Here is a 24,285-nt window from a genome sequence, read left to right as displayed (position 1 = left end):
CTAATCACAGCATCTGCACACAACACAAAAAAACTGTGGGAGCGAGCTCGCTCGCGATGACTTAAGCACAGCCAACATCATCACAAACTGATACACCGCTTTCGCGAGCAAGCCCGCTCCCACAGGAGGAACGCGTTCACTCTAAGCCAGGCCGGCTATAAGGCCGCCTCGCGTTGGCTTTTGATCGGGGGCGCCCCGTTAACCACGATGGCCGAACGCAGGTATTGCGCAGTGGGCACCTCGGCATGGATGCCGAGGTAGCCGCGCTGGGCCATGGATGGCCCTTCGCGGCGGCCCACGGAGCAATGCCGGAGTGAGGGCACACCGAGCCTAAGCGAGGTGCCGAGTGGTGGGGCAAGAGCGTTTTGGTTACTTTTGCGCTCTTCAAAAGTGACCCGCTGTAAGAGCGGAACCATAAGCAGCCGTTACCGAAGAAACGGATATACACACCACCCCACCACCAAAAAACCGCTAAATCAGGAACCCAACAGCTCAGCCTTGACCAACTTAGCCTGCTCATCCGCATGATACGAAGACCGCACCAACGGCCCAGAAGCCACGTTCTTGAACCCCATCTTGTACCCTTCCTCGGCAAACCAGGCAAAGGTATCCGGATGCACAAAACGCTGCACCGGCAAGTGACTACGGGACGGCTGCAAGTACTGCCCCAAGGTCAGCATATCGATGTCATGCTCACGCATGCGCTTCATGACCTCGATAACTTCCTCATCCGTCTCACCCAGGCCCAGCATCAAGCCGGACTTGGTCGGAATGTGCGGCATCATCTGCTTGAAGCGCTGCAGCAAGGTCAGCGACCACTGGTAATCCGACCCCGGACGCGCAGCCTTGTACAGGCGCGGCACGGTTTCCAGGTTGTGGTTGAACACATCCGGCGGCTCGGCGGCGGTGATTTCCAGGGCGATGTCCATGCGGCCACGGTAATCGGGCACCAGGGTTTCCAACTGTACGTTCGGCGACAGCTTGCGGATCTCGCGGATGCAGTCGGCAAAGTGCTGGGCACCGCCGTCACGCAGGTCGTCACGGTCCACCGAGGTGATGACCACATACTTGAGCTTCAGGTCGGCAATGGCGATGGCCAGGCTTTCCGGCTCGTTGGTGTCCAAGGGCTTCGGACGGCCGTGGCCGACGTCACAGAACGGACAACGACGGGTGCAGATGTCGCCCATGATCATGAACGTGGCGGTGCCGCCGGAGAAGCACTCGCCCAGGTTCGGGCAGGAGGCTTCTTCGCAGACGCTGTGCAGCTTGTGCTTGCGCAGCAGGGCCTTGATGCGGTCGACTTCCGGGGAAACCGGGATGCGCACGCGGATCCAGTCGGGTTTCTTCGGCAGTTCGGTGGTGGGGATGATCTTGACCGGGATGCGTGCAACCTTCTCGGCGCCGCGCAGCTTGACGCCGGCCTCTACCTTGGCACGCGGGGCCGGACGCTCGGTGACGTCCAGCGTCGGGATCATGGTTTGCACTGCATCAGTAGTCATATCAGTCGATTCCGCCCGTGAGGGTCGTCTGCTCAGCATAGTCGAGGTGTTTGACGAGCTGCGCGCGCAGCCGGGCACTTACCTCGGCAAATTCAATCGATCCTGCGTGCTCGCTCAACTGGGTCATCGCCAGTCCCGCGTAGCCACAGGGATTAATCCGTCGGAATGGCGCCAGGTCCATGTCCACGTTCAGCGCCAGGCCATGAAACGAACAGCCATGGCGGATCCGCAAGCCGAGGGAAGCGATTTTCGCCCCATCGACGTAGACACCCGGCGCATCCGGCTTGGCCGCCGCCGTCACACCGTAGCTGGCCAGCAGCTCGATCAGGCACGTTTCCATGCGGGTGACCAACTCGCGCACACCAAACCCCAGCTTGCGCACATCCAGCAACAGGTAGGCGACCAACTGGCCAGGGCCATGGTAGGTCACCTGCCCGCCCCGGTCGACCTTCACCACCGGGATATCCCCCGGCAGCAACAGGTGCTCGGCCTTGCCGGCCTGGCCCTGGGTGAACACCGGCGGGTGTTCCACCAGCCAGACTTCATCGTCGGCGGTGGTACCGCGTTCGTTCGTGAAGCGTTGCATGGCATGCCAGACCGGCTCGTAGGCCATCGTGCCCAGCTCGCGAAAGCCCAGCGTGCCCGGCATCACAACACCATGTGCACGAAACCGGTCGCTCGCAGCTCGCTGTTGATGTCGTAGAGCTGTTCCTGACCGGTGGCAATGATATGCAACTGGATCGTCGTGTACTTGCCGTTGGTACTCTGGCGCTCGGCCAGGGTCTTGTGGTCGACGGTGGCATGTTTTTCAAGGATCGCGATGATCTTGTCCTTGAACCCCACGCCGGTGTCGCCGATTACCTTGATCGGGTAATCCGCGCAGGGAAATTCGATTTTTGGCGCCTTTACTTCAGAGTCTGTCATGGCGTAACGGCCTCGTAAGCCGTGGTAACGCACATGGCCCCGCTCCGGATGGGAACGAGGCCATGCAGGTCAACACTTCGATCAGTTGAACAAGCCGTAGAAGAATAGACGGATGCTATCCCAGATGCGGCGGAAGATACCACCTTCCTCGACCGCGTCCAGAGCGATCAGGTCAGCGCTGTGCACCACTTTGTCGTCCAGTTTGACTTCGACTTTACCGATCACGTCGCCCTTGGCGATGGGAGCGGTCAGTTGCGGGTTCATGGTCATGCTGGCAGCGAGCTTCTTGAGCTGGCCTTTAGGCAGGGTCATGGTCAGGTCCTGGGCCAGGCCGGCCTTGACCTGGTTGCTCGAACCTTTCCAGACCTGGGCCTGGGCCAGTTCGGTGCCCTTCTGGTAGAAGGTCTGGGTTTCGAAGAAGCGGAAGCCGTAGGTCAACAGTTTCTGGGTCTCGGCGGCACGGGCCACCTCGCTGTTGGTGCCAAAGACAACGGCGATCAGGCGCATGCCGTCACGCACCGCAGAAGACACCATGCAGTAGCCGGCTTCCTCGGTGTGACCGGTCTTCAGGCCATCGACGGTCTTGTCGCGCCACAGCAACAGGTTGCGGTTAGGCTGCTTGATGCCGTTCCAGAAGAACTCCTTCTGGGAGTAGATGGCGTAGTGGGCCGGGTCTTCATGAATGATTGCCCGGGCCAGCAGCGCCATGTCGTGAGCCGACGAATAGTGCTCAGGGTTCGGCAGGCCGGTGGGGTTCATGAAGTGGCTGTTGGTCATGCCCAGGTCGGCCACGGTTTTGTTCATCATGTCGGCGAACGCATCTTCGCTGCCGGCGATGTGCTCGGCCAGGGCGACGCTGGCGTCGTTGCCGGACTGGATGATGATGCCGTGCAGCAGGTCGCTGACGGTCACTTGCGAACCGACCTTGATGAACATCCGCGAACCGCCGGTACGCCAGGCGTTTTCGCTGACGGTCACCGGATCGTTTTCACCGATCTGGCCGCGACGGATTTCCAGCGTGGCGATGTAGGCAGTCATCAGCTTGGTCAGGCTGGCCGGTGGCAGGCGCTGGTCACCGTTGCTCTCTACCAGCACCTCGCCGCTGCTGGCATCCATGAGCACAAAGGATTTGGCGGCCAATTGAGGGGGAGCCGGCATCATCTCGACCGCGAACGCGGCCGGTGAGAGAAGCAGCGGGACTAGCAGGCAAAGGCGTTTGGCAAAGGTGGTGATGTTCATCCGTCTCTCGAAATCGCTAATGGGACTGCCCGAAGGCAAAACTGAAACTGGCAGCTTTCTAACGGGCTGCCGCGTATTTAAGTTGCTCACTCACTGCCCTTGCCGGGCTTTTATTATTCATGGAGCCAACAACCTGACCCGCTCCAACCGCCAGCGGGCCTCATTCAATTACTCAGCGGTGACCAGGCTCGGCGAACCGAGATTGGCCAGCCGCACACTATTCTGCACCTGCTGGACTTCACCCGGAGAACCGATCGGCCCCAGGCGCACCCGATGCAGTGTCTGCTGGTTGCGCACGATCGAGCTGATGAACACCGGGGCGCTCACCATCGAGCTGAGCTTGGACCTCAGCAGCTCGGCAGCGTCCGGGTTGGCGAACGCGCCCACTTGCAGAAACTGGCCAGACGCTGTTGCAGAAGCGTTTTTTTTTGCATCGATCTGCACGGGTAGCACGGCCGCGGCGTGTTGCTGCGGCGGTGGTGTCCACTGCTCGACCGTGCCGGTGGACGCCGTCACGGTTGGCGCGGCATTTTGCGCCACTTTCGGCTCGTTGAGCATCAAAGGCGCCGGACGGCCACGTTGGGCCCACCATTCCTGCGGGTCGATACCTTCGACCTTGACCCGGGCGGTGCCGATTTCAGCGTAACCGAGTTTTTTCGCCGCCGCATACGACAGGTCGATGATGCGGTCGGAATAGAACGGCCCACGGTCATTGACCCGCAGGATCACGCTCTTGTTGTTGTCCAGGTTGGTCACCCGCACGTAGCTGGGCAGCGGCAGGGTCTTGTGGGCCGCGCTCATGCCATACAGGTCATAGACCTCGCCATTGGCGGTGTTCTGGCCATGGAACTTGGTGCCGTACCAGGACGCCGTGCCCGAGGCCACGTAGCGCTTGGAGTCGGACAGCGGGAAATAGGTCTTGCCCAATACCGTGTACGGGTTGGCCTTGTAGGGACCGGTGTGCAGGGTCGGTGTGGCGTCGGGAATGCGCGAGACATCCACGTCCCACCACGGCGCGCCGTCCTTGTGGGCCCGGTTGATGTCCAGGCCCGGCGTCGCGCGTACGGCGGTGGTGTTTTTCTGGGCCGGCGCGCGGCTGGTCGAACAACTGACGACCAACAGCGACAGCGCGGCCAACGCCACGAGCTTCAGGGGTTGATAGGTAGGCAATGCCCGCATTATTTGACGCCCCGTGCTTTGACCAGCTCTTCAGACAGTTGATATACGGCCATGGCGTACATCACGCTGCGGTTATAACGCGTAATCGCGTAGAAATTCTTCAGGCCCATCCAGTATTCGGGGCCTTGTTCGCCTTCCAGCCGCATCGCGGTGACCGGCATGTCGTCACGCAGCGCATCATGACTCGACCAGCCCAACGCCCGCAACTCCCCGACGGTTTTCGTCGGCTCGATGCCCTCGGTCAGGCCCTCGTCCACTTGCTCGCCGCGCACGTCGGCACGGCTGACCACCGGTTGGCCGGCCTCCCAGCCATGGCGCTTGAAATAGCTGGCGACACTGCCGATGGCATCGGTCGGGTTGGTCCAGATATTGATGTGGCCGTCGCCGTCGAAGTCCACCGCGTAGGCGCGGAAACTGCTGGGCATGAATTGCGGCAGGCCCATGGCCCCGGCGTAGGAGCCCTTGAGGGTCAACGGATCGACCTGCTCTTCACGGGCCAGCAGAAGGAACTCGCGCAGCTCCTTGCGGAAGAACTCGGCACGCGGCGGGTAATCGAAGCCCAGGGTCGACAACGCGTCGATCACCCGGAAATTCCCGGTGTTGCGGCCAAAGAAGGTCTCGACGCCAATGATCGACACGATGACCTGGGCCGGCACGCCGTATTCCTGCTCGGCACGGGCCAGGGCCGTTTCGTGCTGGCGCCAGAAGTCCACGCCCCGGGCGATACGCGCCTCGGTGATGAACATCGGCCGGTACTCGCTCCACTGCTTGACCCGCTCGGCGGGCCGTGAGATCGCATCGAGGATCGACTGCTTGCGTTCGGCCTCGCGAAACACTCCCATCAGCTGCTCACCGGCAAAACCGTAGTCGCGGGTCATCTCACCGACGAATTCGGCCACCTGTGGCGAGCCTTCGTATTCACCGGCCAAGGCCTGCGACGCACTGCCGAGGAAGCCGACCAGGCCGATCCACGGCGCATATCGCGTCGACCAGCCACGCATTGCTTGCATTGAACTCTTCACCTTATTCAAACCTGCGCGATCCATTTGCGATGCGTATGAATCGACATCAAAACCCCAAACGCTGACAGTAGGGTCACCAGCGAAGTTCCTCCGTAGCTAATGAAAGGCAACGGCACCCCCACGACCGGCAACAGGCCACTGACCATACCGATGTTGACGAAAACATAAACAAAAAACGTCATGGTCAGGCTGCCCGCGAGCAATTTCCCAAACAGCGTCTGGGCCTGAGCGGTGATCACCAGCCCCCGGCCGATCAGCAGCAGATAGATCAGCAGCAGCACGCAGATACCCACCAGGCCGAACTCCTCGCCCAGTACGGCGATGATGAAGTCGGTGTGGCTTTCCGGCAAAAAGTCCAGGTGCGACTGGGTGCCCATCAGCCAGCCCTTGCCGAACACCCCGCCGGAGCCGATGGCGGCCTTGGACTGGATGATGTTCCAGCCAGTGCCCAGCGGATCGCTCTCCGGGTCGAGGAAAGTCAGCACCCGCTGCTTCTGGTAGTCATGCATCACGAAGTACCACATGGCCACCGACACCGGCACGGCGGCGGCGATCACGCTGAGGATCCAGCGCCAGCGCAGCCCGCCCATGAACAGCACGAAGGCGCCGCCGGCCAGGATCAGCAGCGAGGTGCCGAGGTCCGGCTGACGGACGATCAGGATGAACGGGATGCCGATCAGCAACAGGCTGATACACACATGCTTGAGCTGTGGCGGCAGGGAACGCTTGGCCAGGTACCAGGCGATGGTCGCCGGCATGATGATCTTGAGGAATTCCGAAGGCTGGAAGCGGATCACCCCGGGTATGTTGATCCAGCGGGTGGCGCCCATGGCGTTGTGGCCCATGATGTCCACCACCACCAACAAGCAGACCCCCACCACATAGGCCAGTGGCACCCAGCGCGCCATGAACCGCGGTTCGAGCTGGGCGATCACGATCATCGATACCAGGCCGATGCCGAACGAGGTGGCCTGCTTGGCCAGCAGGTCCCAGCTCTTGCCGCTGGCCGAATACAGCACGAACAGGCTGCCGGCGGCCAGGGTCAGGAGCAGGATCAGCAACGGGCCATCGATGTGCATGCGCTGCAACAACGTGGCGCGACGGCGCATCACGTCTTCGCTGGAGAGGATCCGGTCGAAATTATTCTTCACGGGCCGTAGCCTCCGCAGTGATGGGGCTCGCGTATTCAGGCTTGAGCTGGCCGTGCTCATCCAGCAGCCAGGCGTCCATGATCTGGCGCACCACCGGCGCGGCGACACCGGAACCCGACTCGCCGTTCTCGACCATGACCGCCACAACGATCTTCGGGTTGTCGGCCGGCGCGAAACCGACGAACAAGGCATGGTCGCGGTGACGTTCCTGAACCTTGGAGCGGTCGTACTTCTCGCCCTGCTTGATGGCGACGACCTGGGCCGTACCACTCTTGCCGGCAATCCGGTATTGCGCACCGATGGACGCCTTGCGGGCGGTGCCGCGGGCGCCGTGCATCACCTGCTGCATGCCGTTGTTGACCTTCTGCCAGTCCGACGGGTTGCGCAGGATGATGTCCGGCATCGGGTTCGGGTCCACCGGCTTCTGGCCTTCGATGGTCTTGGCCAGGTGTGGGCGATACCACTTGCCTTTGCTCGCCACCAGCGCCGTGGCCTGGGCCAACTGCAGTGGCGTGGCCTGCATGTAACCCTGGCCGATCCCCAGGATCAGGGTTTCGCCGGGGAACCAGGCCTGGCGCCGGGTCGCCCGCTTCCATTCCCGGGACGGCATCAGGCCGGGGGATTCCTCGAACATGTCCAGGGAGACTTTCTGACCGAGACCGAACTTGTTCATGTAGGACGCCAACCGATCGATCCCCAGCTTATGGGCCAGGTCATAGAAGTAGGTGTCGTTGGAACGCATGATCGCCGTTTCCAGGTCTACATATCCGTCGCCGGTGCGGTTCCAGTTGCGGTACTTGTGGTCATAGTTCGGCAGTTGGTAATAACCCGGGTCGTAGACCCGGCTCGAAGCGGTCACCACGCCGGAGTCGAGCCCGGCAATCGCCACGGCGGGCTTGATGGTCGAGCCCGGCGGGTAGAGACCGCGCAACACACGGTTGAACAGCGGCCGGTCGATGGAATCGCGCAGCTCGGCGTAGGCCTTGAAGCTGATGCCGGTGACGAACAGGTTCGGATCGAAACTCGGCTGGCTGACCATCGCCAGTACCTCGCCGGTGTTCGGGTCCAGGGCCACCACCGCGCCGCGCCGCCCGCCCAGCGCCGCTTCGGCGGCCTCTTGCAGCTTGATGTCCAAACTCAGGACGATGTCCTTGCCGGGGATCGGATCGGTGCGCTTGAGCACCCGCAATACGCGACCGCGAGCGTTGGTCTCGACTTCCTCGTAACCCACCTGGCCATGCAGTTCGGGCTCGTAGAAGCGCTCGATACCCGTCTTGCCGATATGGTGGGTGCCGCTGTAATTGACCGGATCGAGGGTCTTGAGCTCTTTCTCGTTGATCCGCCCCATGTAGCCGACCGAGTGGGCGAAATGCGGCCCCTGGGGGTAATGCCGCACCAACTGCGCCACCACCTCGACGCCGGGCAAGCGGAACTGGTTCACGGCGATCAGGGCGATCTGCTCTTCGGTCAGCTCGAACAGGATCGGCACCGGCTCGAACGGCCGTCGGCCCTGGCGCATGCGCTTCTCGAAGATCGCCCGGTCCTCGGGCGTCAGTTGCAGCACTTCGACGATCACGTCGAGCACCTGCTGCCAGTCACCGGAGCGCTCGCGGGTCATGCTCAGGCTGAAGCTGGGCCGGTTATCCGCCACCACCACGCCGTTGCGGTCGAAGATCAGCCCGCGGGTCGGCGGAATCGGTTGCACGTGCACCCGGTTGTTTTCCGACAGGGTGGAGTGGTACTCGTACTGGATCACCTGGAGGAAATACAAGCGCGCAATCAGCACGCCGATCAGCGTCACCACCGTAATAGCACCGAACACGACGCGGCCCCGTACCAGACGGGCGTCTTTTTCGTGGTCCTTGATGCGGATCGGCTGGGGCATGGGGCAGGATTACTTGTGGTAAGGGTGCCCGGACAAGACTGTCCAGGCACGATACAACTGTTCGCCGATCAGGATCCGCACCAGCGGGTGCGGCAACGTCAACGGCGACAACGACCAGCGCTGATCGGCCCGGGCACAGACTTCCGGCGCCAGCCCTTCCGGGCCGCCGACCATGAAGTTGACCGTGCGCGCGTCCAGCCGCCAGCGATCGAGCTCCACCGCCAACTGCTCGGTGCTCCAGGGCTTGCCATGGACTTCGAGGGTGACGATGCGCTCGTTCGGCCCGACCTTGGCCAGCATGGCTTCGCCTTCCTGGCGGATGAAACGCGCCACGTCGGCGTTCTTGCCACGGGTGTTGAGCGGAATTTCCACCAGTTCCAGGGCCAGCTCGGAGGGAAGACGCTTGGCATATTCATGCCAGCCTTCTTCCACCCACTTGGGCATGCGAGAACCGACGGCGATCAGGCGCAGTCGCACAGCGGTCCCTTATTGCTGGTCTTTGTTGAGCTTGGTGAAGTGCTCATGGGGGTTTTCCGGGCTGTGGTGCGCGGCGCTGGCCGAACGGCTCTGCTCGGCACCGGCCCACAGGCGCTCCAGGTCATAGAACTGACGCGCCGAGGCGGTCATCATGTGCACGATGACATCGTCCATGTCCAACAGCACCCAGTCGCTGTCGCCCTTGCCTTCTTCACCCAGCGGCTTGACGCCCTGGGCCTTGACCGCTTCGCGGACCTTGTCCAGCATCGCGCCGATCTGGCGGTTGGAGGTACCGGTGGCGATGATCATGTAGTCCGTGATGCTTTGCTTTTCACGCACGTCGATCACCTGGATGTCCTGGGCCTTGACGTCTTCCAGGGCCGCCACGGCCACCTTGACCAGCTCTTCGCCGACCAGCGCCACGCCGGTATGCGCCTCTACAGGCAGCGGGGCGCTCTTGAAGGTGCCCTTGCGCTTTACTTTGTTTACGTCTTTGTCAGTCATATAAAACTCGTTTTGCTCGTATGTTCGGGCGCTTCGCTACACGCATTCACGTGCCTTGAAGCGCGCCTTTTTCAGTTCGACGCACGGTAAAGCCCGTGCGCATCGATGTAGGCCAGGACCGCGTCGGGCACCAGGAAACGTACCGACTTACCGCTGGCCAGCAGTTGACGGATCTGGGTGGCGGATACCGCGAGCGGCGTCTGCCAGACGAATGCAATCTGTCCGCTCGGCCCTTTCAGGGCCAGCGGGTCGCTCACCGAGCGGGCCGCCAGCAGGTTGCGCAAGGCATCCGGCGGCTCGCTGTCGGCATCCGGGCGTTGCAACACCAGGATGTGGCAATGCTGGAGCAACTCTTCCCAGCGATGCCAAGTGGGCAGGCCGCAAAATGCGTCCCATCCCAGAAGCAGAAAAACCTGGGCCTCAACGGCCAGTTCGGCGCGCATCAGCTCCAGGGTATCGATGGTGTAGGACGGTTTGTCCCGCTGCAATTCGCGGGCATCCACCACCAGCGGTGCCACACCGGCCACCGCGCACTCGACCATCGCCAGACGGTCCTGCGCCGACACCTGCGGCGTGTCCCGGTGAGGCGGCCTGGCGCTGGGCGTCAGGCGTAGCTCATCGAGGGCCAGGGCGTCGGCGACTTCCAGCGCACCGCGCAAATGGCCGATGTGCACCGGGTCGAACGTGCCGCCCAGGATACCGATGCGCCGGGGCGGAGTTGTCGTCGTCACAGCGGCTGACGGGTCGAGGTCGCCCAAGTCAGACCGGCTCCTGTCCGCGCAACTGGCCGTCACCGACCACAATGTACTTCTCGCAGGTCAGGCCTTCGAGGCCCACCGGGCCGCGGGCGTGCAGCTTATCAGTAGAAATGCCGATCTCGGCACCCAATCCGTATTCAAAGCCGTCGGCGAAGCAGGTCGGGGTGTTGATCATCACCGACGCCGAATCCACTTCGGCCACGAAACGCCGGGTTTCGCCCTGGTGCTCACTGACGATGGAATCGGTGTGGTGCGAGCCGTGGCGGTTGATGTGTTCGATGGCCTGGTCCAGCCCGTCGACCACACGGATCGACAAGATCGGCGCCAGGTACTCGGTGTCCCAGTCTTCTTGCGTGGCCGCAACGGCCTCGATGATCGCCCGGGTGCGCTCGCAACCGCGCAGTTCGACGCCTTTTTCGCGGAACTGGGCGGCCATCGACGGCAGGAAGTCCTGGGCAACGGCCTGGTCCACCAGCAGGGCTTCCATCGCGCCGCAGATACCGTAGCGGTAGGTCTTGGCGTTGAAGGCGATGCGTTGGGCCTTCGGCAATTCGGCGTGGGCACTGACGTAGACGTGGCAGATGCCGTCCAGGTGCTTGATCACCGGCACGCGGGCGTCACGACTGACCCGTTCGATCAGGCCTTTGCCGCCACGTGGCACGATGACATCGACGAACTCGGGCATGGTGATCAGGGCGCCGACTGCGGCGCGGTCGGTGGTTTCCACCACTTGCACCACGGCCGCCGGCAGATCGGCCTCGGCCAGGCCGCGCTGGATGCAGGCGGCAATGGCACGGTTGGAATGGATGGCCTCGGAACCGCCGCGCAGGATGGTCGCGTTACCCGACTTCAGGCACAGGCTCGCGGCGTCGATGGTCACGTTCGGCCGCGACTCGTAGATGATCCCGACCACGCCCAGGGGCACGCGCATCTTGCCGACCTGGATGCCCGACGGGCGGTAGCTCATGTCGCGGATCGCCCCGACCGGGTCCGGCAGGGCCGCGACCTGGCGCAGACCGACGATCATGCCGTCGATGCGGGCCGGGGTCAGCGCCAGGCGCTCAAGCATGGCCGGTTCGAGGCCATTGGCCCGGCCGGCGGCCAGGTCCAGCTCGTTGGCGGCGGACAGCTCGGCGCGCGCAGCGTCCAGCGCATTGGCGGCGGCCTGCAAGGCGCGGTTTTTCTGCGCGGTGCTGGCCCGGCCGATGACGCGCGACGCTTCGCGAGCGGCGCGACCCAGGCGGGTCATGTAGTCAAGAACGGACTCAGTCATGGTCTGTTTGGTCTTGGCGATGGGGAAAGCGGCAGATTATAGCTGTCGTAACCCTCGACTAACAGCATGGACTCGCAGTGGTGACCGGCGGAGAAGTAAAACAGGCGTAAACAGCCGGTTGGAGCGAGTGTTCAGCGGTGATTAAGCTTTGCATTGCTATCATCGCGCTTCCTTTGGCCTCACTTCGTCTATCGCCATGACCGATTTGCCATCGCCCAACGCCCTGCCCCACGCCTTTTTCGACCGCGACGCCCAAGTCCTTGCCAAAGACCTGCTGGGCAAAGTCATTCGCCACAAGGTCGGCGAGCTGTGGCTCAGCGCGCGGATCATCGAGACCGAGGCGTATTACTTTGCCGAAAAGGGCAGCCACGCCTCGCTGGGCTACACGGAAAAACGTAAGGCTTTGTTTCTGGATGGCGGGCACATCTATATGTACTACGCCCGGGGCGGCGATTCGCTGAACTTCAGCGCCCAGGGTCCAGGTAATGCCGTGTTGATCAAATCGGCCTACCCGTGGGTCGATACCCTTTCCGGGCCGGCGAGCCTGGCGCAGATGTTATTGAACAACCCCGACGCCCAGGGCCGGCCGCGCACGCCGCAAAAACTCTGTGCCGGCCAGACCCTGTTGTGCAAGGCTTTGGGGTTGAAAGTGCCGGACTGGGACGCCAAGCGCTTCGACCCCGAACGCTTGCTGGTGGAAGATGCGGGCGTGCCGACGGTCAATGTGATCCAGACCACCCGCCTGGGCATTCCCCTGGGCCGGGATGAACACTTGCTCTATCGCTTCGTCGATGCCGCCTACGCACCGTGGTGTACCCGTAACCCGCTGCGACGGGGGCAGGTCGAAGGGCGTGATTATTTTTTGCTGCCCTGATGAAATACCGCATCCCCTGTGGGAGCGAGCAAGCCCGCTCCCACAGTTTGAATCTTCAGTGATCTTGAATTTTCGTTCACACAGTAAAAATTGCATGCCAATCACTATTCAATGGAGTTGTCCTTATGGGCCCATGGCTCGATAGCATCACCGGCTGGCTGACCGTCAACCCGCAATGGCTGGCGGTGGCGGTGTTCATCGTCGCTTGCGTGGAATGCCTGGCCATTGCCGGCCTGATCGTGCCGGGTACGGTGCTGTTGTTTGCCATCGCCGTGCTGGCCGGCAGCGGCGCGTTGTCCCTGGGCGAGACCTTGCTGCTGGGCCTGCTCGGCGGCTTGCTGGGGGACTTGGTGTCGTATTTCCTCGGCCGGCATTTCCACCAGAACATCCGCCGCCTGCCCGGGCTGCGCCATCACCCCGAGTGGATGAGCGCCGCGGAAAACTATTTCCAGCGCTACGGCATCGCCAGCCTGCTGGTGGGGCGTTTTATCGGCCCGTTGCGCCCCATGTTGCCGATGGTGGCCGGGATGTGCGACATGCCGTTCCCGCGCTTCGCCGCCGTCAGCGTGCTGGCCGCGGCGGGCTGGACCGTGGCCTACCTGTTGCCGGGCTGGGCCACCGGGGCGGCGTTCCGCCTGCCATTGCCCGAAGGGTTCTGGCCACAGGCCGGCGTGGTCATCGGCAGCATCGCGATGATGATCGGGCTGAGCGTCAACAGCACCCTGCGTCGTCATCGCCATGCCACGGCGCTGATCGCTGGCATCGGCCTGGTGATCCTGATCGGCCTGTTCATCGGCTTTCGTTACCTGACGGCGTTCGACCAGGGCTTGATGGCGCTGGTCCAGGAACATCGCAGCCCGACGCTGGATGAAATCGCCGTGACCTTCACGTTGATCGGCGAATTCCGCTACATGTTGATTGTCTGCAGCCTGCTGACCGGGCTGCTGCTGTTGGCACGGCAATGGCGCCAGGCAATCTTTGCCGGGGGCACGATGCTGGTCACCTCCTTGGCCAATACCGGCAGCAAACACTTCTTTGCCCGGGTGCGCCCGGAAATCCTCACCGACCCGCTGACCAGCTACAGCATGCCCAGCGGCCACGCCTCCGGGGCATTCGCGCTGTTCCTGACCCTGGCCGTCCTGGCCGGCCGCGGTCAACCGCCACGCCTGCGCCTGACCTGGCTGCTGCTGGGCTGCTTGCCGGCGCTGGCCATCGCCCTGTCGCGGGTCTACCTGGGCGCCCATTGGCCGAGCGACATCGTCGCCGGCGCCATGCTGGCCGCCAGCATCTGTGCCGCCGCCCTGTGGTTGAGCCAGCGCCAGACCCCGCTGCCGGCCATGCCGCCGAAAGTCTGGTGGCTGATCCTGCCGGCGCTGGTGGCGGTGTTCAGCTTCTTCGCGCTGCGGCATTTGCCCCATGCGATGTTGCGGTATGCCTATTGAGCGGCGGGCCAATGAACACTGGAGATCCATGTGGGAGCGGGCTTGCTCGCGAAGGCAGTGGGTCATTTAACACCTGTGTCGGATGACACTCCGCTTTCGCGAGCAAGCCCGCTCCCACAAGGGATCAGTGGTATTCAGTGAAATATGAGTTGAGTCAGGCGAAGAGCTCGCCCTGCAGCTCATCGAGCAGCGCCTGGATCGCATCCAGGCGCTGTTGCGGGTCGTCGAGTTGCAGCAGGTCGATCTTGTCCAGCTCATTGAACGGCAGCAGGTAAGCCAGTTGATTGGCCAGCGATTGCTGGCCGGTCGCTTCGGTGCCCATGTTCAGGGCCTCGACCATCGGGTGCTCGGCCAGGGCCTTGAGCAGCGCCACCAGGTCGGCGTCTTCCTCTTGCAGCGGTTGCTCCGGTTCTTCCTCCAGCCACTCGACTTCAGCGACCATCAGTTGATCCGCCTGGACGCGGGTGCCATGGACGATAAAGCGCCGCCCACCCTCCACGCGAATGCCCAGCAGACCATTGTCCTGCTGGGAGAAATCAGTAATGCGCGCTTCACAACCGACCCGCGCGAAGCCTTCAGGCGCGTGACCGACTTCTTCGCCATCGAGGATGCACACCACCCCGAAGCCTTCGCCTTTTTTCATGCAGCGCCCAATCATGTCGAGGTAACGCGCCTCGAAAATCTGCAAGTCGAGGATGCAACCGGGGAACAGCACGGTGTTCAACGGGAAAAGCGGCAAGCTCATAACCAGATCCTTAAACGGTCATCGACACCACCAACGGCAATAGCACCGCCGTGGCCACGCCCATCAGACTCATTGCCAGCGCCGCAAAGGCACCCGACTCCTCGCTTTCCTGCAACGCCACCGACGTGCCCACCGCATGGGCCGCCAGCCCCAGGGCCATGCCCCGGGCCTCGGGGCTATGGACACCCAACCGGGTCAGAATACTCGGACCGAGGATCGCCCCGAGCACACCGGTGATCAACACGAACACCGCCGCCATGGCCGCCACGCCGCCGATCTGCTCGGCCACCAGCATGGCGATCGGTGAAGTCACGGACTTGGGCGCCATGGTCATCAGGATCATGTGCTCGGCGCCAAAGGCCCAGCCCAACACCACCGCGGAGCCCGTGGCAAACACCCCGGCTATCACCAGCGTAGTAAAAATCGGCCAGAACAACTGCCGGATCCGTCGCAGGTTCAAATACAGCGGCACCGCCAGGGCGACCGTGGCCGGGCCCAGCAGAATGCTGAGGATCTCGGTGCTCTTGCGGTACTCGGCATAGCCGATGCCGCAGCCGACCAACACGCCGATCAACAGCACCATCGACATCAACACCGGTTGCAGGAACACCCAGCGGGTCTTTTCGAACGCCGCCAACACCAACTGATAGGCACCCAGGGTAATGCCGATGCCGAACAGCGGATGGTGGATCACCGAGGTCCAGGCGCCCTGCCAGTCGAGCATCATTGGCTGTCCTCCGGGGCGGCGACGTGACGGCGGGCCAGGCGCTGCATCAGCACGCCCGTCAGCGCCACGGACAGCACCAGGGACAAGGTCAACGCGCCAACGATGGCCCAGAAATCGGCGGCAATCGCCCCGGCATAGACCATCACCCCCACCGCTGGCGGCACCAGCAGCAAGGGCAGGTAACGCAGCAGGCTACTGGCGGCCAGGTTCAACGGTTCGCTGACTTCACCGCGCACCACCAGATAGCCCAGCAGCAACAACAGGCCAATGATCGGCCCAGGCAGCACCGGCAAGAACACATGATTGATCGCAGTGCCCAGCAATTGGAAAAACACCAGCCAGGTCAGACCCCGTAGCAACATCCGCTCTCTCCCCTCACAAACACCATAAACCTGTTCCTGTAGGAGCTACCCGTAGGAGCTGCCGAGTGCAACGAGGCTGCGATCTTTCCCCTTCCAATTGAATCCGGAGCGAAAGATCAAAAGATCGCAGCCTTCGGCAGCTCCTACGGGGAGTCACCTGATGACACATTTAAACATGCTCGCGCTATGGGTCGGCATTCGTAAAAAGCATGTTCAGTGACCTTACGTGCACGCCATGTTGATCTACAGTGGTTTTTCGGGGACGCCAATCCCCGCCCCAGAAAAAGTAAAACCGATGAACCCAAGGAGAGTCTCAATGCCCTACGTCCCCGTTGCAGCGCTCAAAGATTATGTCGGCAAGGAACTTGGACGTTCCGAATGGCTCACGATCGATCAGGCGCGCATCAACCTGTTCGCCGAAGCCACTGGCGACTTTCAGTTCATCCACGTCGACCCGGTCAAGGCCGCGCAGACCCCGTTCGGCAGCACCATCGCCCACGGTTTCCTGTCGCTGTCGCTGATGCCCAAGCTGATGGAAGACATCCTGATCCTGCCCGAAGGCGTGAAGATGGTCGTCAACTATGGCCTGGACAGCGTGCGCTTCATCCAACCGGTGAAGGTCGACTCCAAGGTCCGGCTCAAGGTCGACCTGGTGGACGCCACCGAGAAAAAACCCGGCCAATGGCTGCTCAAGGCCACCGCCACGCTGGAAATCGAAGGTTCGGAAAAACCGGCCTACATCGCCGAGCCACTATCACTCTGCTTCGTGTAAACCTGCGCGGTCGCGAAACCGCTCGTGCAGTTTCGCATCGCTTCCCTATGTCCAGGGGGGCTAGCTGCGGCATACTCGTGGCTTGATGATCTGGATCCGGTTATGCGCTTATTCGTCCCACTGACCCTGACCCTGTTGCTCACCGCCTGTGGCGGCGGCGAATCGCCGCTGCCTCCCGACGCGCGCCTGCCCGACGGCGGCCGCTATCGCGGCGACCTGGTGGACGGGCTGCTGCAAGGCCAAGGGCGCATCGACTACCCCAACGGCAGTTGGTATGCCGGGCAGTTCGACAAGGGCCAGTGGCACGGCACCGGGGAATGGCACGGCAGCAATGGCGAGGTCTATCGCGGCCAGTTCCACCAGGGCCTGTTCCACGGCCAGGGCAGCCTGACCACCCCCACCAGCAGCTACACCGGCGGCTTCAAGCTGGGGCGCCGGGACGGTGAAGGGACGCTCAAGGAAAACGGCATGACCTACCGGGGCGAGTTCAAGGCCGACCGCTATTCCGGTCTCGGGCGCCTGGAACTCGACGACGGCAGCCAGTACCAAGGCCCCTTCGTCAACGGCAAGCCCAACGGTGAAGGCCAGCGCTTCGATGCCAGCGGCAACCAGTTCACCGGCCATTTTGTCGACGGGCAACTGCAGGGCAAGGGCACCTTCAACAGCGCCGATGGCGATGTCTACATCGGCGGTTTCAGGAACAACCAGCTCAACGGTCGCGGTCGCTACGAAAATGCCGACGGCGATGTCTGGATCGGCCGGTTCAAGGACGGCGCGCTGACCGGCAAGGGCGAACTGATCGGCGCCGACGGCAGCCACTACCTCGGTCAATTCAATGATTGGCGCTTTACCGGCCAGGGCCGCCTGAACCTGCCCGACGGCAGTTTCTACATCGGCCAGTTCGAAAACGACAGCTACCACGGACGCGGCACCCTGGTGCTGACCGATGGCACCGTGCAAAGCGGCACCTGGGCCAACGGCCAACGGGTGCGCGACGCGGACGGCAGGCTGTTGCCGGATGTGCTCGAACTTGGCCTGCTGGCCCAGGGCCGCCTGCTGGAGGAGGCCCTGGCCAACATCCCGGCCTCGACCCCGGCGGTGGAACTGTACAGCCTGACCCTGGGCGGCGACGGCAAGCAAAGCGTATTCCTGCGCGAATCCGACTATGTCGCCAACATGCTCACCAGCCGTTTCGGCGCGTTCGGGCAGATCCGCCTGGTGAACCACCGCGATCACCTCGGCGACCGCCCCATGGCCAGCCGCGAAAGCCTGCGCCGCGCCGCCGCGACCCTGGCCGAGCGCAGTGGCCCGGAAGACCTGATTTTCATCTACCTGACCAGCCACGGCACCAGCGAGCATGAACTGGTGCTCGACCAGCCGCGCATGGAACTGGCCGACCTGCCCGCCGATGAACTGGCCGTGGTCCTGGCGCCGCTGAAGAACCGCGACAAGATCGTGGTGATCTCGGCCTGCTATTCCGGCGGCTTCATCCCGGCGCTCAAGGATGAACGCACCTTGATCATGACCGCCTCCCGGGCCGACCGAGTGTCCTTCGGCTGCTCCGAGGAAGCCAACTTCACCTACTTCGGCGATGCGCTGTTCGCCCAGGCCTTGAACCAGACCGACGACCTGGAGCAGGCTTTCAAGCGGGCCAAGGCCACCGTGGCCGAACGGGAACAGGCAGACAATTTCGAAGCCTCCGAACCGCAGATGTGGGCGCCCAGGACGGTCCTTTCCCACTGGCAACTGCTGCGCAAACAGCAGGCCCGGAAAGCATTGCAAAGTACTGCATTGAACGACGGGGCGACAAAGAGCAACTAAGCTGAACCGTATCAAGGGGGAAACACTATGTACTTGACGCCTCAGCATGTTTTGCTCGCCGGAGCCACGGGCCTGACCGGGGAACATCTACTGGACCGGCTGCTCAACGAGCCGACCATCACCCGGGTCCTGGCCCCCACCCGCCGGCCGCTGGCCGAACACCCGCGCCTGGAAAACCCGGTGGGGGAGCCGGCCCAGGTGTTGCCTCAACTCAGCGGCCAGGTCGACATCGCCTTTTGCTGCCTCGGCACCACCCTCAAGAAAGCCGGCTCCGAAGCGGCCTTTCGCGCGGTGGACCTGGACCTGGTGGTGGCATTTGCCCAGCGCGCCCGGGAACTGGGCGCGCGGCACCTGGTGGTGATCAGTGCCCTGGGGGCCGACGCCAAGTCATCGATCTTCTACAACCGGGTCAAGGGTGAGATGGAAGCGGCCCTCAGGGCCCAGGACTGGCCGCAATTGACCCTCTGCCGCCCTTCCCTGCTGCTGGGCGACCGCGTCGAACCGCGCCTGGCCGAGCAACTGGCCGGACCGTTGTCGAGGCTGATCCCGGGCAAATACCACGGCATCGAAGCCTGCCAACTGGCCCGGGCCATGTGGCGCCTGGCGCTGGAAGAGCAGGATGGGGTGCGGGTGGTGGAGTCGGATGAGTTGCGTAAACTGGGGAAATAGCCCGTGGTGCTCCACCGATCCAAAGCCGAGCGCTTATTGTGGTGTGAGGGGGTTGTGGCGAGGGGATTTATCCCCGCTGGACTGCGAAGCAGTCCCAAAAACCGGAGCACGCGGTGTATCAGACTGATTGAGTTAGCTGCCTTGGGGCCGCTTCGCGGCCCAGCGGGGATAAATCCCCGCGCCACAGGAATCTCCTCCAGACAGCTACCTCTTCTCAACCCTACATCCCCCCAGTCGCCCGGAACCCCACGCCAATTGCGGTGAACAACGACAACGGCAACAACAAGGTATCCAGCAGCGCACTGCCCGGCAGATCGACGCCAGGGTAGCTCGGCGCCTCGGCCCCGAAGCGGTCCTTGGCGCAACAGCCGCCGTTGAGGGCGTAAAGATCCAGGCGCGTGCCCGCGTACACCACCGGCGCACCGGGCTTGGCGGCGTCGAGGGTGCGGGCGGTGGCGCAGCCGGTCAGTTGCAGCGCCAACAGCACGATCAGCAGCTTATTCATCGCTGCTCAAATGATGCTCGCCCCAGCGCGGCAGCATGTCCTGGGGGATGTTCAGCAGGTTGAGAATCCGCGCGACGACGAAATCGATCAGGTCGTCGATGGTCTGCGGCTGGTGATAGAAACCCGGCGAGGCCGGCAGGATGGTCACGCCCATGTTCGACAGCTTGAGCATGTTCTCCAGGTGAATGCTCGAATATGGCGCTTCCCGCGGCACCAGGATCAACGGACGGCGCTCCTTGAGCGTGACGTCCGCCGCCCGTTCGATCAGGTTGTTGCAGGCCCCGGTGGCAATCGCCGACAGTGTCCCGGTGGAACACGGCACCACCACCATGGCCGCCGGCGCGCCGGAGCCCGACGCTACCGGTGACATCCAGTCTTCCTTGCCATACACGCGAATCTGCCCCGCCGCCGCCCCGGTGTATTCGGTGAGGAAGGCCTGCATCATCTGGGTCTTGGCCGGCAGGGTCACGTCGGTCTCGGTGGCCATCACCAATTGCGCGGCCTTGGAGATCAGGAAGTGTACCTCGCGGTCTTCGCGCACCAGGCAATCGAGCAGGCGCAAACCGTACTGGGCGCCGGAAGCGCCGGTCATCGCCAACGTGATGCGTTCGGGGCCATTGCTCTCCAAGCGCGTGTTCATTTCAGTGCCTCGGCCAGTTTGCCATGCAGGCCGCCGAAGCCGCCGTTGCTCATGATCACCACGTGGGTACCGGGCTGGGCCTGACTTTTCACGCGCTCGATGATGCCTTCCAAGGAATCGCTGACAATCGACGGCACCGTGCACAGCGCGGCGGTGGCGCCGAGGTCCCAACCCAGGTTGGCCGGTGCGTACCAGATCACCTGGTCGGCATCGACCACGCTTTCCGGCAGGCCATCGCGGTGAGCGCCGAGCTTCATGGAGTTGGAGCGCGGCTCGATGATCGCGATCAACGGCGCCTCGCCGATGCGCTTGCGCAAACCGTCGAGGGTGGTGGCGATGGCTGTCGGGTGGTGGGCGAAGTCGTCATAAATGGTGATGCCGTTGACCTCGGCGACTTTCTCCATCCGCCGCTTCACACTCTTGAACGCGCTCAACGCAGCAATGCCCATGGACGGCACCACGCCGACATGCCGGGCCGCCGCCAACGTCGCCAGGGCGTTGGCGACGTTGTGCTGGCCGGTCATGCCCCACTCGACCACGCCTTGGGACTGGCCTTCGAACATGACTTCAAATTGCGAACCGTCATCCTTGAGCAACTTCACCTGCCATTGGCCGCCCGCACCGGTGGTTTGCACCGGGGTCCAGCAGCCCATTTCAATGACGCGCTGCAAGGCCGGTTCGGTGGTCGGATGGATCACCAGGCCTTCGCTCGGGATGATGCGCACCAAATGGTGGAACTGCCGTTCGATGGCCGCCAGGTCGGGGAAGATGTCGGCGTGATCGAACTCAAGGTTGTTGAGGATCGCCGTGCGTGGACGGTAGTGGACGAATTTCGAGCGTTTATCGAAAAACGCGCTGTCGTATTCGTCCGCCTCGATCACGAAGAACGGCGTGCCCCCCAGGCGCGCCGACACCGAGAAATTCTGCGGCACGCCACCGATCAGGAAACCCGGGCTCATGCCCGCGTGTTCCAGGACCCAGGCGAGCATGCTGCTGGTGGTGGTCTTGCCGTGGGTACCGGCCACGGCCAGGACCCAACGGCCTTGCAACACGTGATCGGCCAGCCATTGCGGCCCGGACACGTACGGCAGGCCTTTGTTGAGCACGTACTCCACCGCCGGGTTGCCCCGGGACATGGCGTTGCCGATGACCACCAGGTCCGGCGCCGGGTCCAGTTGTGCCGGGTCGTAGCCTTGGGTCAGTTCAATGCCCTGGGCTTCCAGCTGGGTGCTCATCGGCGGATAGACGTTGGCGTCGGAACCGGTCACATGATGGCCCAGCTCCTTGGCCAGGACCGCCATCGAACCCATGAAAGTGCCGCAAATACCGAGAATATGGATGTGCATAGTCGACCTCGTAAAACATGGCCGCAGGTTAGCGTAGGGTGGGGGAAATCGCACTCTTTGCTTACTGAACCGATCGTTCCCACGCTCCGCGTGGGAATGCCTCAACGGACGCTCCGCGTTCGGCTTTCTGGGACGCAGAGCGTCCCTGGCTGCATTCCCACGCGGAGCGTGGGAACGATCATCACAGGGTCAGCGGGCGATAGCGTGTTTGCGCAGCTTCCGGTAGAGGGTATTGCGGCTGATCCCCAGTTGTTCCGCCGTGTGGGTCATGTGCCAACGCTGGCGCTCCAGTGCATCGAGCAACGCCAGGCGCTCGGCATCTTCCAGTGGCCGTTCTGCCACCGTTTCGACCACGGCAACCGGGCGCTGGCGGATCATCGCCGGCAAGTCCTCCAGCCCAATCCGCCCACCGTCGCACAGCGCAGCGAGGGTGCGCAGCACATTGCGCAGTTGCCGCACGTTGCCCGGCCAGTCGAATCCCAGCAACGCCTGGCGCGCCGGTTCCTCGATGAGCACCGTCTCGGCCCCGCTCTCTTCAGCCAACAAAAAATCCAGCAACTGCGACTTGTCACTGCGCTCGCGCAACGCCGGGAGGGGGATTTCCAGGCCATTGAGGCGGTAATACAAATCCTCGCGAAAACTGCCGTCCCGCACCCGGTCGAGCAACTGCCGGTGGGTGGCGCTGATGATGCGCACGTTCACCGCCTCGGGTTCGCCGCCGATGGGCACCACCTGGCGATCTTCCAGCACCCGTAGCAAACGGGTCTGCAAGGCCAGGGGCATGTCGCCGATTTCATCGAGGAACAGCGTGCCGCCGTCGGCCTGTTGCAGCTTGCCGCGCATGCCTTCCTTGCGCGCGCCGGTGAAGCTGCCGCCGCGATAACCGAACAGTTCGCTCTCGATCAGGCTTTCGGGGATGGCCGCGCAGTTGAGGGCGACGAAGTGCTTGCCGGCGCGCTGGCTGGCGTGGTGCACGGCCTTGGCGAACGCCTCCTTGCCGGAGCCGGTTTCGCCATGGATCAGCAACGGCACATCGCGCTCGAACACCCGCAGTGCCTTGCGAAAATGCTCCTGCAACGCCGCGTCCCCCAGGCAGATACCCGGCAGCCGCGCGGGCTCGATGGCCTTGAGCAGTGCCGGCGCGACCGGCACCGGCACACTGCGCGGCTGGCCACGCAACACGGCGAACAAATGCCGGCCATCACGGGTGCGCAGCGGCCAACTGGCGCTGGCCTGGGCACTGGCCCGCCCCAGCAACTCGTCCAGTGAACAATCGAAAAAGTCTTCCACCCGCTGGCCCAGCAAGCCGCCGCGAATATGCCCCAACAGATTGAGCGCGCTCTGGTTGACCGCGCAGATCCGCCCTTCGCCGTCGAACGCCAGCAAACCCTCGCTGAACAGCCCCACGGATTCGGCCTGCAAATGAAAGCGCAGCAGCCATTGGTTGTCGAAGCAACGGAGGAAATAGCAACTCTCGATCATCTTCGCCGAGAGATTGACCAGGGCCATGGTGTGGAACTGGCTCTGGCGCGACACGTCCGGCCGGGCCGAGGAGACGTCGAGCACCGCCAGCAACTCGCCCTGGGGATCGAACACCGGGCTGGCCGAGCAGGTCAGGCCGGTGTGGCGGCCGCGAAAGTGTTCTTCCTGGTGGATGGTCAGGGCCTGGCGCTCCACCAGGCAGGTGCCGATGCCGTTGGTGCCTTCGCAGGCTTCGCTCCAGTCGGCGCCGAGCCAGAGGCCGGCCCGTTCGAAAATCTTCCGTTCGCTGGGGGCGGTGACGCAGTTGAGGATCACGCCCCGGGCGTCGGTCAGCAACACCGCGTGGCCGGCGCCGGAGAGTTGCTGGTGCAGGCTGGTCATTTCATTGCCGGCGATGTGCAGCACCTGTTGCAAGCGCTCGCGGCTCTCCAGCACCCGGCCATGCTCGAGCACCGTCGGCGCCAGGTTCTGGGCCGGGTCGAGGTGATAGTCCTCGAGGCAGCGCAGCCAGGAACGGGCAATCGACGGATCGCTGCCAGGGCCCTGCAGATGGGCCTTGCCCTGGGTGACCGTCAGGACTTGCTGGGCATGGCGACTCAAATGGTTGCTGTGCATTTCTTATTATTCTCCCCGAAGGTTGCGGCCTTGTTGGAGTAACGGTCGAACCCTAACCCTGTGTTTGACACTTCACCTGTGGCGAGGGGTTTTATCCCCTCACCACAGATAAATCCCCTCGCCACAATGGTGTTCGGCAGGCCAACTGGCGAATACCCCAGCATCCTCCAGCCCAACCGGCAATGCAATGCTGGCGCGACCTGCCAGTCACAGACTGTCTCGCATCTGGCACAAACTGTCACACCCGCCGTATCGCTATCGCCACACACCCCATCCGTTTGTCCGACCAACTCCTCCTAAAGTCTTGATTTACGGGCCCTGCAAGGCAATGGCCCAACCTTTGCTCTAGGCTTAGGTACCAGCGCTCGATTTTG

Annotated in this window: 24 protein-coding genes; 5 read left to right on the top strand and 19 right to left on the bottom strand. The window is 63.1% G+C overall.

Going from position 1 to position 24,285, the window contains the following annotated elements; genetic code table 11:
- Positions 1-476: 476 nt before the first annotated feature.
- The 12 genes from lipA to BM317_RS26265 all read right to left on the bottom strand — a co-directional run bounded on the left by lipA (position 477) and on the right by BM317_RS26265 (position 11,911).
- Positions 477-1,475 carry a lipoyl synthase gene (lipA, locus tag BM317_RS26320; RefSeq protein ID WP_161798370.1) on the bottom strand — a complete coding sequence of 333 codons (999 nt, stop codon included), beginning with the start codon at positions 1,473-1,475 and terminating at the stop codon, positions 477-479.
- A gap of 25 nt (positions 1,476-1,500) precedes the next feature.
- A complete protein-coding gene (gene lipB, locus BM317_RS26315) occupies positions 1,501-2,148 on the bottom strand; it encodes a lipoyl(octanoyl) transferase LipB (protein WP_003205887.1) in 648 nt (215 codons plus the stop codon).
- The gene (locus tag BM317_RS26310; RefSeq protein ID WP_053125656.1) at positions 2,148-2,423 is read right to left on the bottom strand and encodes a DUF493 domain-containing protein; all 276 of its coding nucleotides are present in this window, start codon (positions 2,421-2,423) and stop codon (positions 2,148-2,150) included. Before BM317_RS26310 ends, lipB begins: the two co-directional genes overlap by 1 nt.
- An 81-nt stretch (positions 2,424-2,504) precedes the next feature.
- Positions 2,505-3,662, bottom strand: coding sequence for a D-alanyl-D-alanine carboxypeptidase family protein (locus BM317_RS26305; protein WP_092176865.1), 1,158 nt, complete (start codon positions 3,660-3,662; stop codon positions 2,505-2,507).
- Positions 3,663-3,830: 168 nt separating this feature from the next.
- On the bottom strand, positions 3,831-4,841 hold the full coding sequence (locus BM317_RS26300; RefSeq protein ID WP_072411922.1) for a septal ring lytic transglycosylase RlpA family protein: 1,011 nt from the start codon (positions 4,839-4,841) through the stop codon (positions 3,831-3,833).
- Entirely contained in the window at positions 4,841-5,851 is a 1,011-nt protein-coding gene (gene mltB / locus BM317_RS26295; protein WP_092176868.1) for a lytic murein transglycosylase B, read from the bottom strand. Before mltB ends, BM317_RS26300 begins: the two co-directional genes overlap by 1 nt.
- A 17-nt stretch (positions 5,852-5,868) precedes the next feature.
- Positions 5,869-6,972, bottom strand: a complete 1,104-nt coding sequence (gene rodA / locus BM317_RS26290; protein WP_163006686.1) for a rod shape-determining protein RodA — start codon at positions 6,970-6,972, stop codon at positions 5,869-5,871.
- 31 nt (positions 6,973-7,003) lie between these two features.
- Complete coding sequence (mrdA, locus tag BM317_RS26285) at positions 7,004-8,899, bottom strand: penicillin-binding protein 2 (RefSeq protein ID WP_072411926.1); 1,896 nt, start codon at positions 8,897-8,899, stop codon at positions 7,004-7,006.
- 9 nt (positions 8,900-8,908) lie between these two features.
- Entirely contained in the window at positions 8,909-9,376 is a 468-nt protein-coding gene (gene rlmH, locus BM317_RS26280; RefSeq protein ID WP_047229490.1) for a 23S rRNA (pseudouridine(1915)-N(3))-methyltransferase RlmH, read from the bottom strand.
- A gap of 9 nt (positions 9,377-9,385) precedes the next feature.
- Entirely contained in the window at positions 9,386-9,880 is a 495-nt protein-coding gene (gene rsfS, locus BM317_RS26275) for a ribosome silencing factor (protein ID WP_058543147.1), read from the bottom strand.
- A 71-nt stretch (positions 9,881-9,951) separates the two neighbouring features.
- Complete coding sequence (nadD, locus tag BM317_RS26270) at positions 9,952-10,638, bottom strand: nicotinate-nucleotide adenylyltransferase (protein ID WP_060740478.1); 687 nt, start codon at positions 10,636-10,638, stop codon at positions 9,952-9,954.
- 1 nt (position 10,639) lies between these two features.
- Positions 10,640-11,911 (bottom strand): glutamate-5-semialdehyde dehydrogenase, encoded by a 1,272-nt coding sequence (locus BM317_RS26265; protein ID WP_092476840.1) that lies wholly within the window; start codon positions 11,909-11,911, stop codon positions 10,640-10,642.
- 196 nt (positions 11,912-12,107) lie between these two features.
- Between BM317_RS26265 and BM317_RS26260 the strand changes: the two genes are divergently transcribed.
- Together BM317_RS26260 and BM317_RS26255 are read left to right on the top strand one after the other, a co-directional pair.
- Positions 12,108-12,785, top strand: coding sequence for a DNA-3-methyladenine glycosylase (locus tag BM317_RS26260; protein WP_092176876.1), 678 nt, complete (start codon positions 12,108-12,110; stop codon positions 12,783-12,785).
- A 125-nt stretch (positions 12,786-12,910) separates the two neighbouring features.
- The gene (locus BM317_RS26255) at positions 12,911-14,227 is read left to right on the top strand and encodes a bifunctional DedA family/phosphatase PAP2 family protein (protein ID WP_092176879.1); all 1,317 of its coding nucleotides are present in this window, start codon (positions 12,911-12,913) and stop codon (positions 14,225-14,227) included.
- A 154-nt stretch (positions 14,228-14,381) separates the two neighbouring features.
- On the opposite strand, the gene BM317_RS26250 is transcribed toward BM317_RS26255, so the two are convergent.
- The 3 genes from BM317_RS26250 to BM317_RS26240 are packed head-to-tail and all read right to left on the bottom strand — an operon-like array spanning position 14,382 to position 16,061.
- Entirely contained in the window at positions 14,382-14,972 is a 591-nt protein-coding gene (locus BM317_RS26250) for an LON peptidase substrate-binding domain-containing protein (RefSeq protein WP_092176113.1), read from the bottom strand.
- Between the two features lie 10 nt (positions 14,973-14,982).
- On the bottom strand, positions 14,983-15,699 hold the full coding sequence (locus BM317_RS26245; RefSeq protein WP_060740473.1) for an LrgB family protein: 717 nt from the start codon (positions 15,697-15,699) through the stop codon (positions 14,983-14,985).
- On the bottom strand, positions 15,696-16,061 hold the full coding sequence (locus BM317_RS26240) for a CidA/LrgA family protein (protein ID WP_092176109.1): 366 nt from the start codon (positions 16,059-16,061) through the stop codon (positions 15,696-15,698). The genes BM317_RS26245 and BM317_RS26240 overlap by 4 nt, the downstream gene beginning before the upstream one ends.
- Before the next feature lie 316 nt (positions 16,062-16,377).
- On the opposite strand from BM317_RS26240, the gene BM317_RS26235 reads away from it, so the two are divergent.
- From BM317_RS26235 to BM317_RS26225, 3 genes are all read left to right on the top strand, one after another.
- Complete coding sequence (locus BM317_RS26235; RefSeq protein WP_060740471.1) at positions 16,378-16,833, top strand: MaoC family dehydratase; 456 nt, start codon at positions 16,378-16,380, stop codon at positions 16,831-16,833.
- Between the two features lie 102 nt (positions 16,834-16,935).
- The gene (locus BM317_RS26230; RefSeq protein ID WP_092176105.1) at positions 16,936-18,654 is read left to right on the top strand and encodes a C13 family peptidase; all 1,719 of its coding nucleotides are present in this window, start codon (positions 16,936-16,938) and stop codon (positions 18,652-18,654) included.
- Positions 18,655-18,681: 27 nt separating this feature from the next.
- Positions 18,682-19,323 carry an oxidoreductase gene (locus tag BM317_RS26225; protein WP_092176101.1) on the top strand — a complete coding sequence of 214 codons (642 nt, stop codon included), beginning with the start codon at positions 18,682-18,684 and terminating at the stop codon, positions 19,321-19,323.
- A gap of 220 nt (positions 19,324-19,543) precedes the next feature.
- Here the strand turns inward: BM317_RS26225 and BM317_RS26220 are convergent, their stop codons facing one another.
- The 4 genes from BM317_RS26220 to BM317_RS26205 form a co-directional block, all read right to left on the bottom strand.
- Positions 19,544-19,828: a YceK/YidQ family lipoprotein gene (locus tag BM317_RS26220; protein WP_072411944.1), complete on the bottom strand. Its 285-nt coding sequence runs from the start codon at positions 19,826-19,828 to the stop codon at positions 19,544-19,546.
- Complete coding sequence (ubiX, locus tag BM317_RS26215) at positions 19,821-20,468, bottom strand: flavin prenyltransferase UbiX (protein ID WP_060740467.1); 648 nt, start codon at positions 20,466-20,468, stop codon at positions 19,821-19,823. The genes BM317_RS26220 and ubiX overlap by 8 nt, the downstream gene beginning before the upstream one ends.
- Positions 20,465-21,814: a UDP-N-acetylmuramate:L-alanyl-gamma-D-glutamyl-meso-diaminopimelate ligase gene (mpl, locus tag BM317_RS26210; RefSeq protein WP_060740466.1), complete on the bottom strand. Its 1,350-nt coding sequence runs from the start codon at positions 21,812-21,814 to the stop codon at positions 20,465-20,467. The genes ubiX and mpl overlap by 4 nt, the downstream gene beginning before the upstream one ends.
- Positions 21,815-22,003: 189 nt before the next feature.
- Positions 22,004-23,911: a sigma-54-dependent Fis family transcriptional regulator gene (locus BM317_RS26205; protein WP_092476839.1), complete on the bottom strand. Its 1,908-nt coding sequence runs from the start codon at positions 23,909-23,911 to the stop codon at positions 22,004-22,006.
- Positions 23,912-24,285 lie beyond the last annotated feature (374 nt).

The sequence above is a fragment of the Pseudomonas sp. NFACC24-1 genome, assembly GCF_900115235.1.
Classification (GTDB): Bacteria; Pseudomonadota; Gammaproteobacteria; order Pseudomonadales; family Pseudomonadaceae; genus Aquipseudomonas; species Aquipseudomonas fluorescens_AA.
The sequence above is the reverse complement of the archived record's forward strand: the minus strand, read 5'-3'. Positions and strand labels throughout refer to the sequence as shown.

Excerpts from the sequence above, each read along its gene's own strand:
- lipA (WP_161798370.1), bottom strand. The coding sequence starts at position 1,475 with ATGATCCCGACGCTGGACGTCACCGAGCGTCCGGCCCCGCGTGCCAAG.
- lipB (WP_003205887.1), bottom strand. The coding sequence starts at position 2,148 with ATGCCGGGCACGCTGGGCTTTCGCGAGCTGGGCACGATGGCCTACGAG.
- BM317_RS26310 (WP_053125656.1), bottom strand. The coding sequence starts at position 2,423 with ATGACAGACTCTGAAGTAAAGGCGCCAAAAATCGAATTTCCCTGCGCG.
- BM317_RS26305 (WP_092176865.1), bottom strand. The coding sequence starts at position 3,662 with ATGAACATCACCACCTTTGCCAAACGCCTTTGCCTGCTAGTCCCGCTG.
- BM317_RS26300 (WP_072411922.1), bottom strand. The coding sequence starts at position 4,841 with ATGCGGGCATTGCCTACCTATCAACCCCTGAAGCTCGTGGCGTTGGCC.
- mltB (WP_092176868.1), bottom strand. The coding sequence starts at position 5,851 with ATGCAAGCAATGCGTGGCTGGTCGACGCGATATGCGCCGTGGATCGGC.
- rodA (WP_163006686.1), bottom strand. The coding sequence starts at position 6,972 with ATGCGCCGTCGCGCCACGTTGTTGCAGCGCATGCACATCGATGGCCCG.
- mrdA (WP_072411926.1), bottom strand. The coding sequence starts at position 8,899 with ATGCCCCAGCCGATCCGCATCAAGGACCACGAAAAAGACGCCCGTCTG.
- rsfS (WP_058543147.1), bottom strand. The coding sequence starts at position 9,880 with ATGACTGACAAAGACGTAAACAAAGTAAAGCGCAAGGGCACCTTCAAG.
- BM317_RS26265 (WP_092476840.1), bottom strand. The coding sequence starts at position 11,911 with ATGACTGAGTCCGTTCTTGACTACATGACCCGCCTGGGTCGCGCCGCT.
- BM317_RS26260 (WP_092176876.1), top strand. The coding sequence starts at position 12,108 with ATGACCGATTTGCCATCGCCCAACGCCCTGCCCCACGCCTTTTTCGAC.
- BM317_RS26255 (WP_092176879.1), top strand. The coding sequence starts at position 12,911 with ATGGGCCCATGGCTCGATAGCATCACCGGCTGGCTGACCGTCAACCCG.
- BM317_RS26250 (WP_092176113.1), bottom strand. The coding sequence starts at position 14,972 with ATGAGCTTGCCGCTTTTCCCGTTGAACACCGTGCTGTTCCCCGGTTGC.
- BM317_RS26245 (WP_060740473.1), bottom strand. The coding sequence starts at position 15,699 with ATGATGCTCGACTGGCAGGGCGCCTGGACCTCGGTGATCCACCATCCG.
- BM317_RS26240 (WP_092176109.1), bottom strand. The coding sequence starts at position 16,061 with ATGTTGCTACGGGGTCTGACCTGGCTGGTGTTTTTCCAATTGCTGGGC.
- BM317_RS26235 (WP_060740471.1), top strand. The coding sequence starts at position 16,378 with ATGCCCTACGTCCCCGTTGCAGCGCTCAAAGATTATGTCGGCAAGGAA.
- BM317_RS26230 (WP_092176105.1), top strand. The coding sequence starts at position 16,936 with ATGCGCTTATTCGTCCCACTGACCCTGACCCTGTTGCTCACCGCCTGT.
- BM317_RS26225 (WP_092176101.1), top strand. The coding sequence starts at position 18,682 with ATGTACTTGACGCCTCAGCATGTTTTGCTCGCCGGAGCCACGGGCCTG.
- BM317_RS26220 (WP_072411944.1), bottom strand. The coding sequence starts at position 19,828 with ATGAATAAGCTGCTGATCGTGCTGTTGGCGCTGCAACTGACCGGCTGC.
- ubiX (WP_060740467.1), bottom strand. The coding sequence starts at position 20,468 with ATGAACACGCGCTTGGAGAGCAATGGCCCCGAACGCATCACGTTGGCG.
- mpl (WP_060740466.1), bottom strand. The coding sequence starts at position 21,814 with ATGCACATCCATATTCTCGGTATTTGCGGCACTTTCATGGGTTCGATG.
- BM317_RS26205 (WP_092476839.1), bottom strand. The coding sequence starts at position 23,911 with ATGCACAGCAACCATTTGAGTCGCCATGCCCAGCAAGTCCTGACGGTC.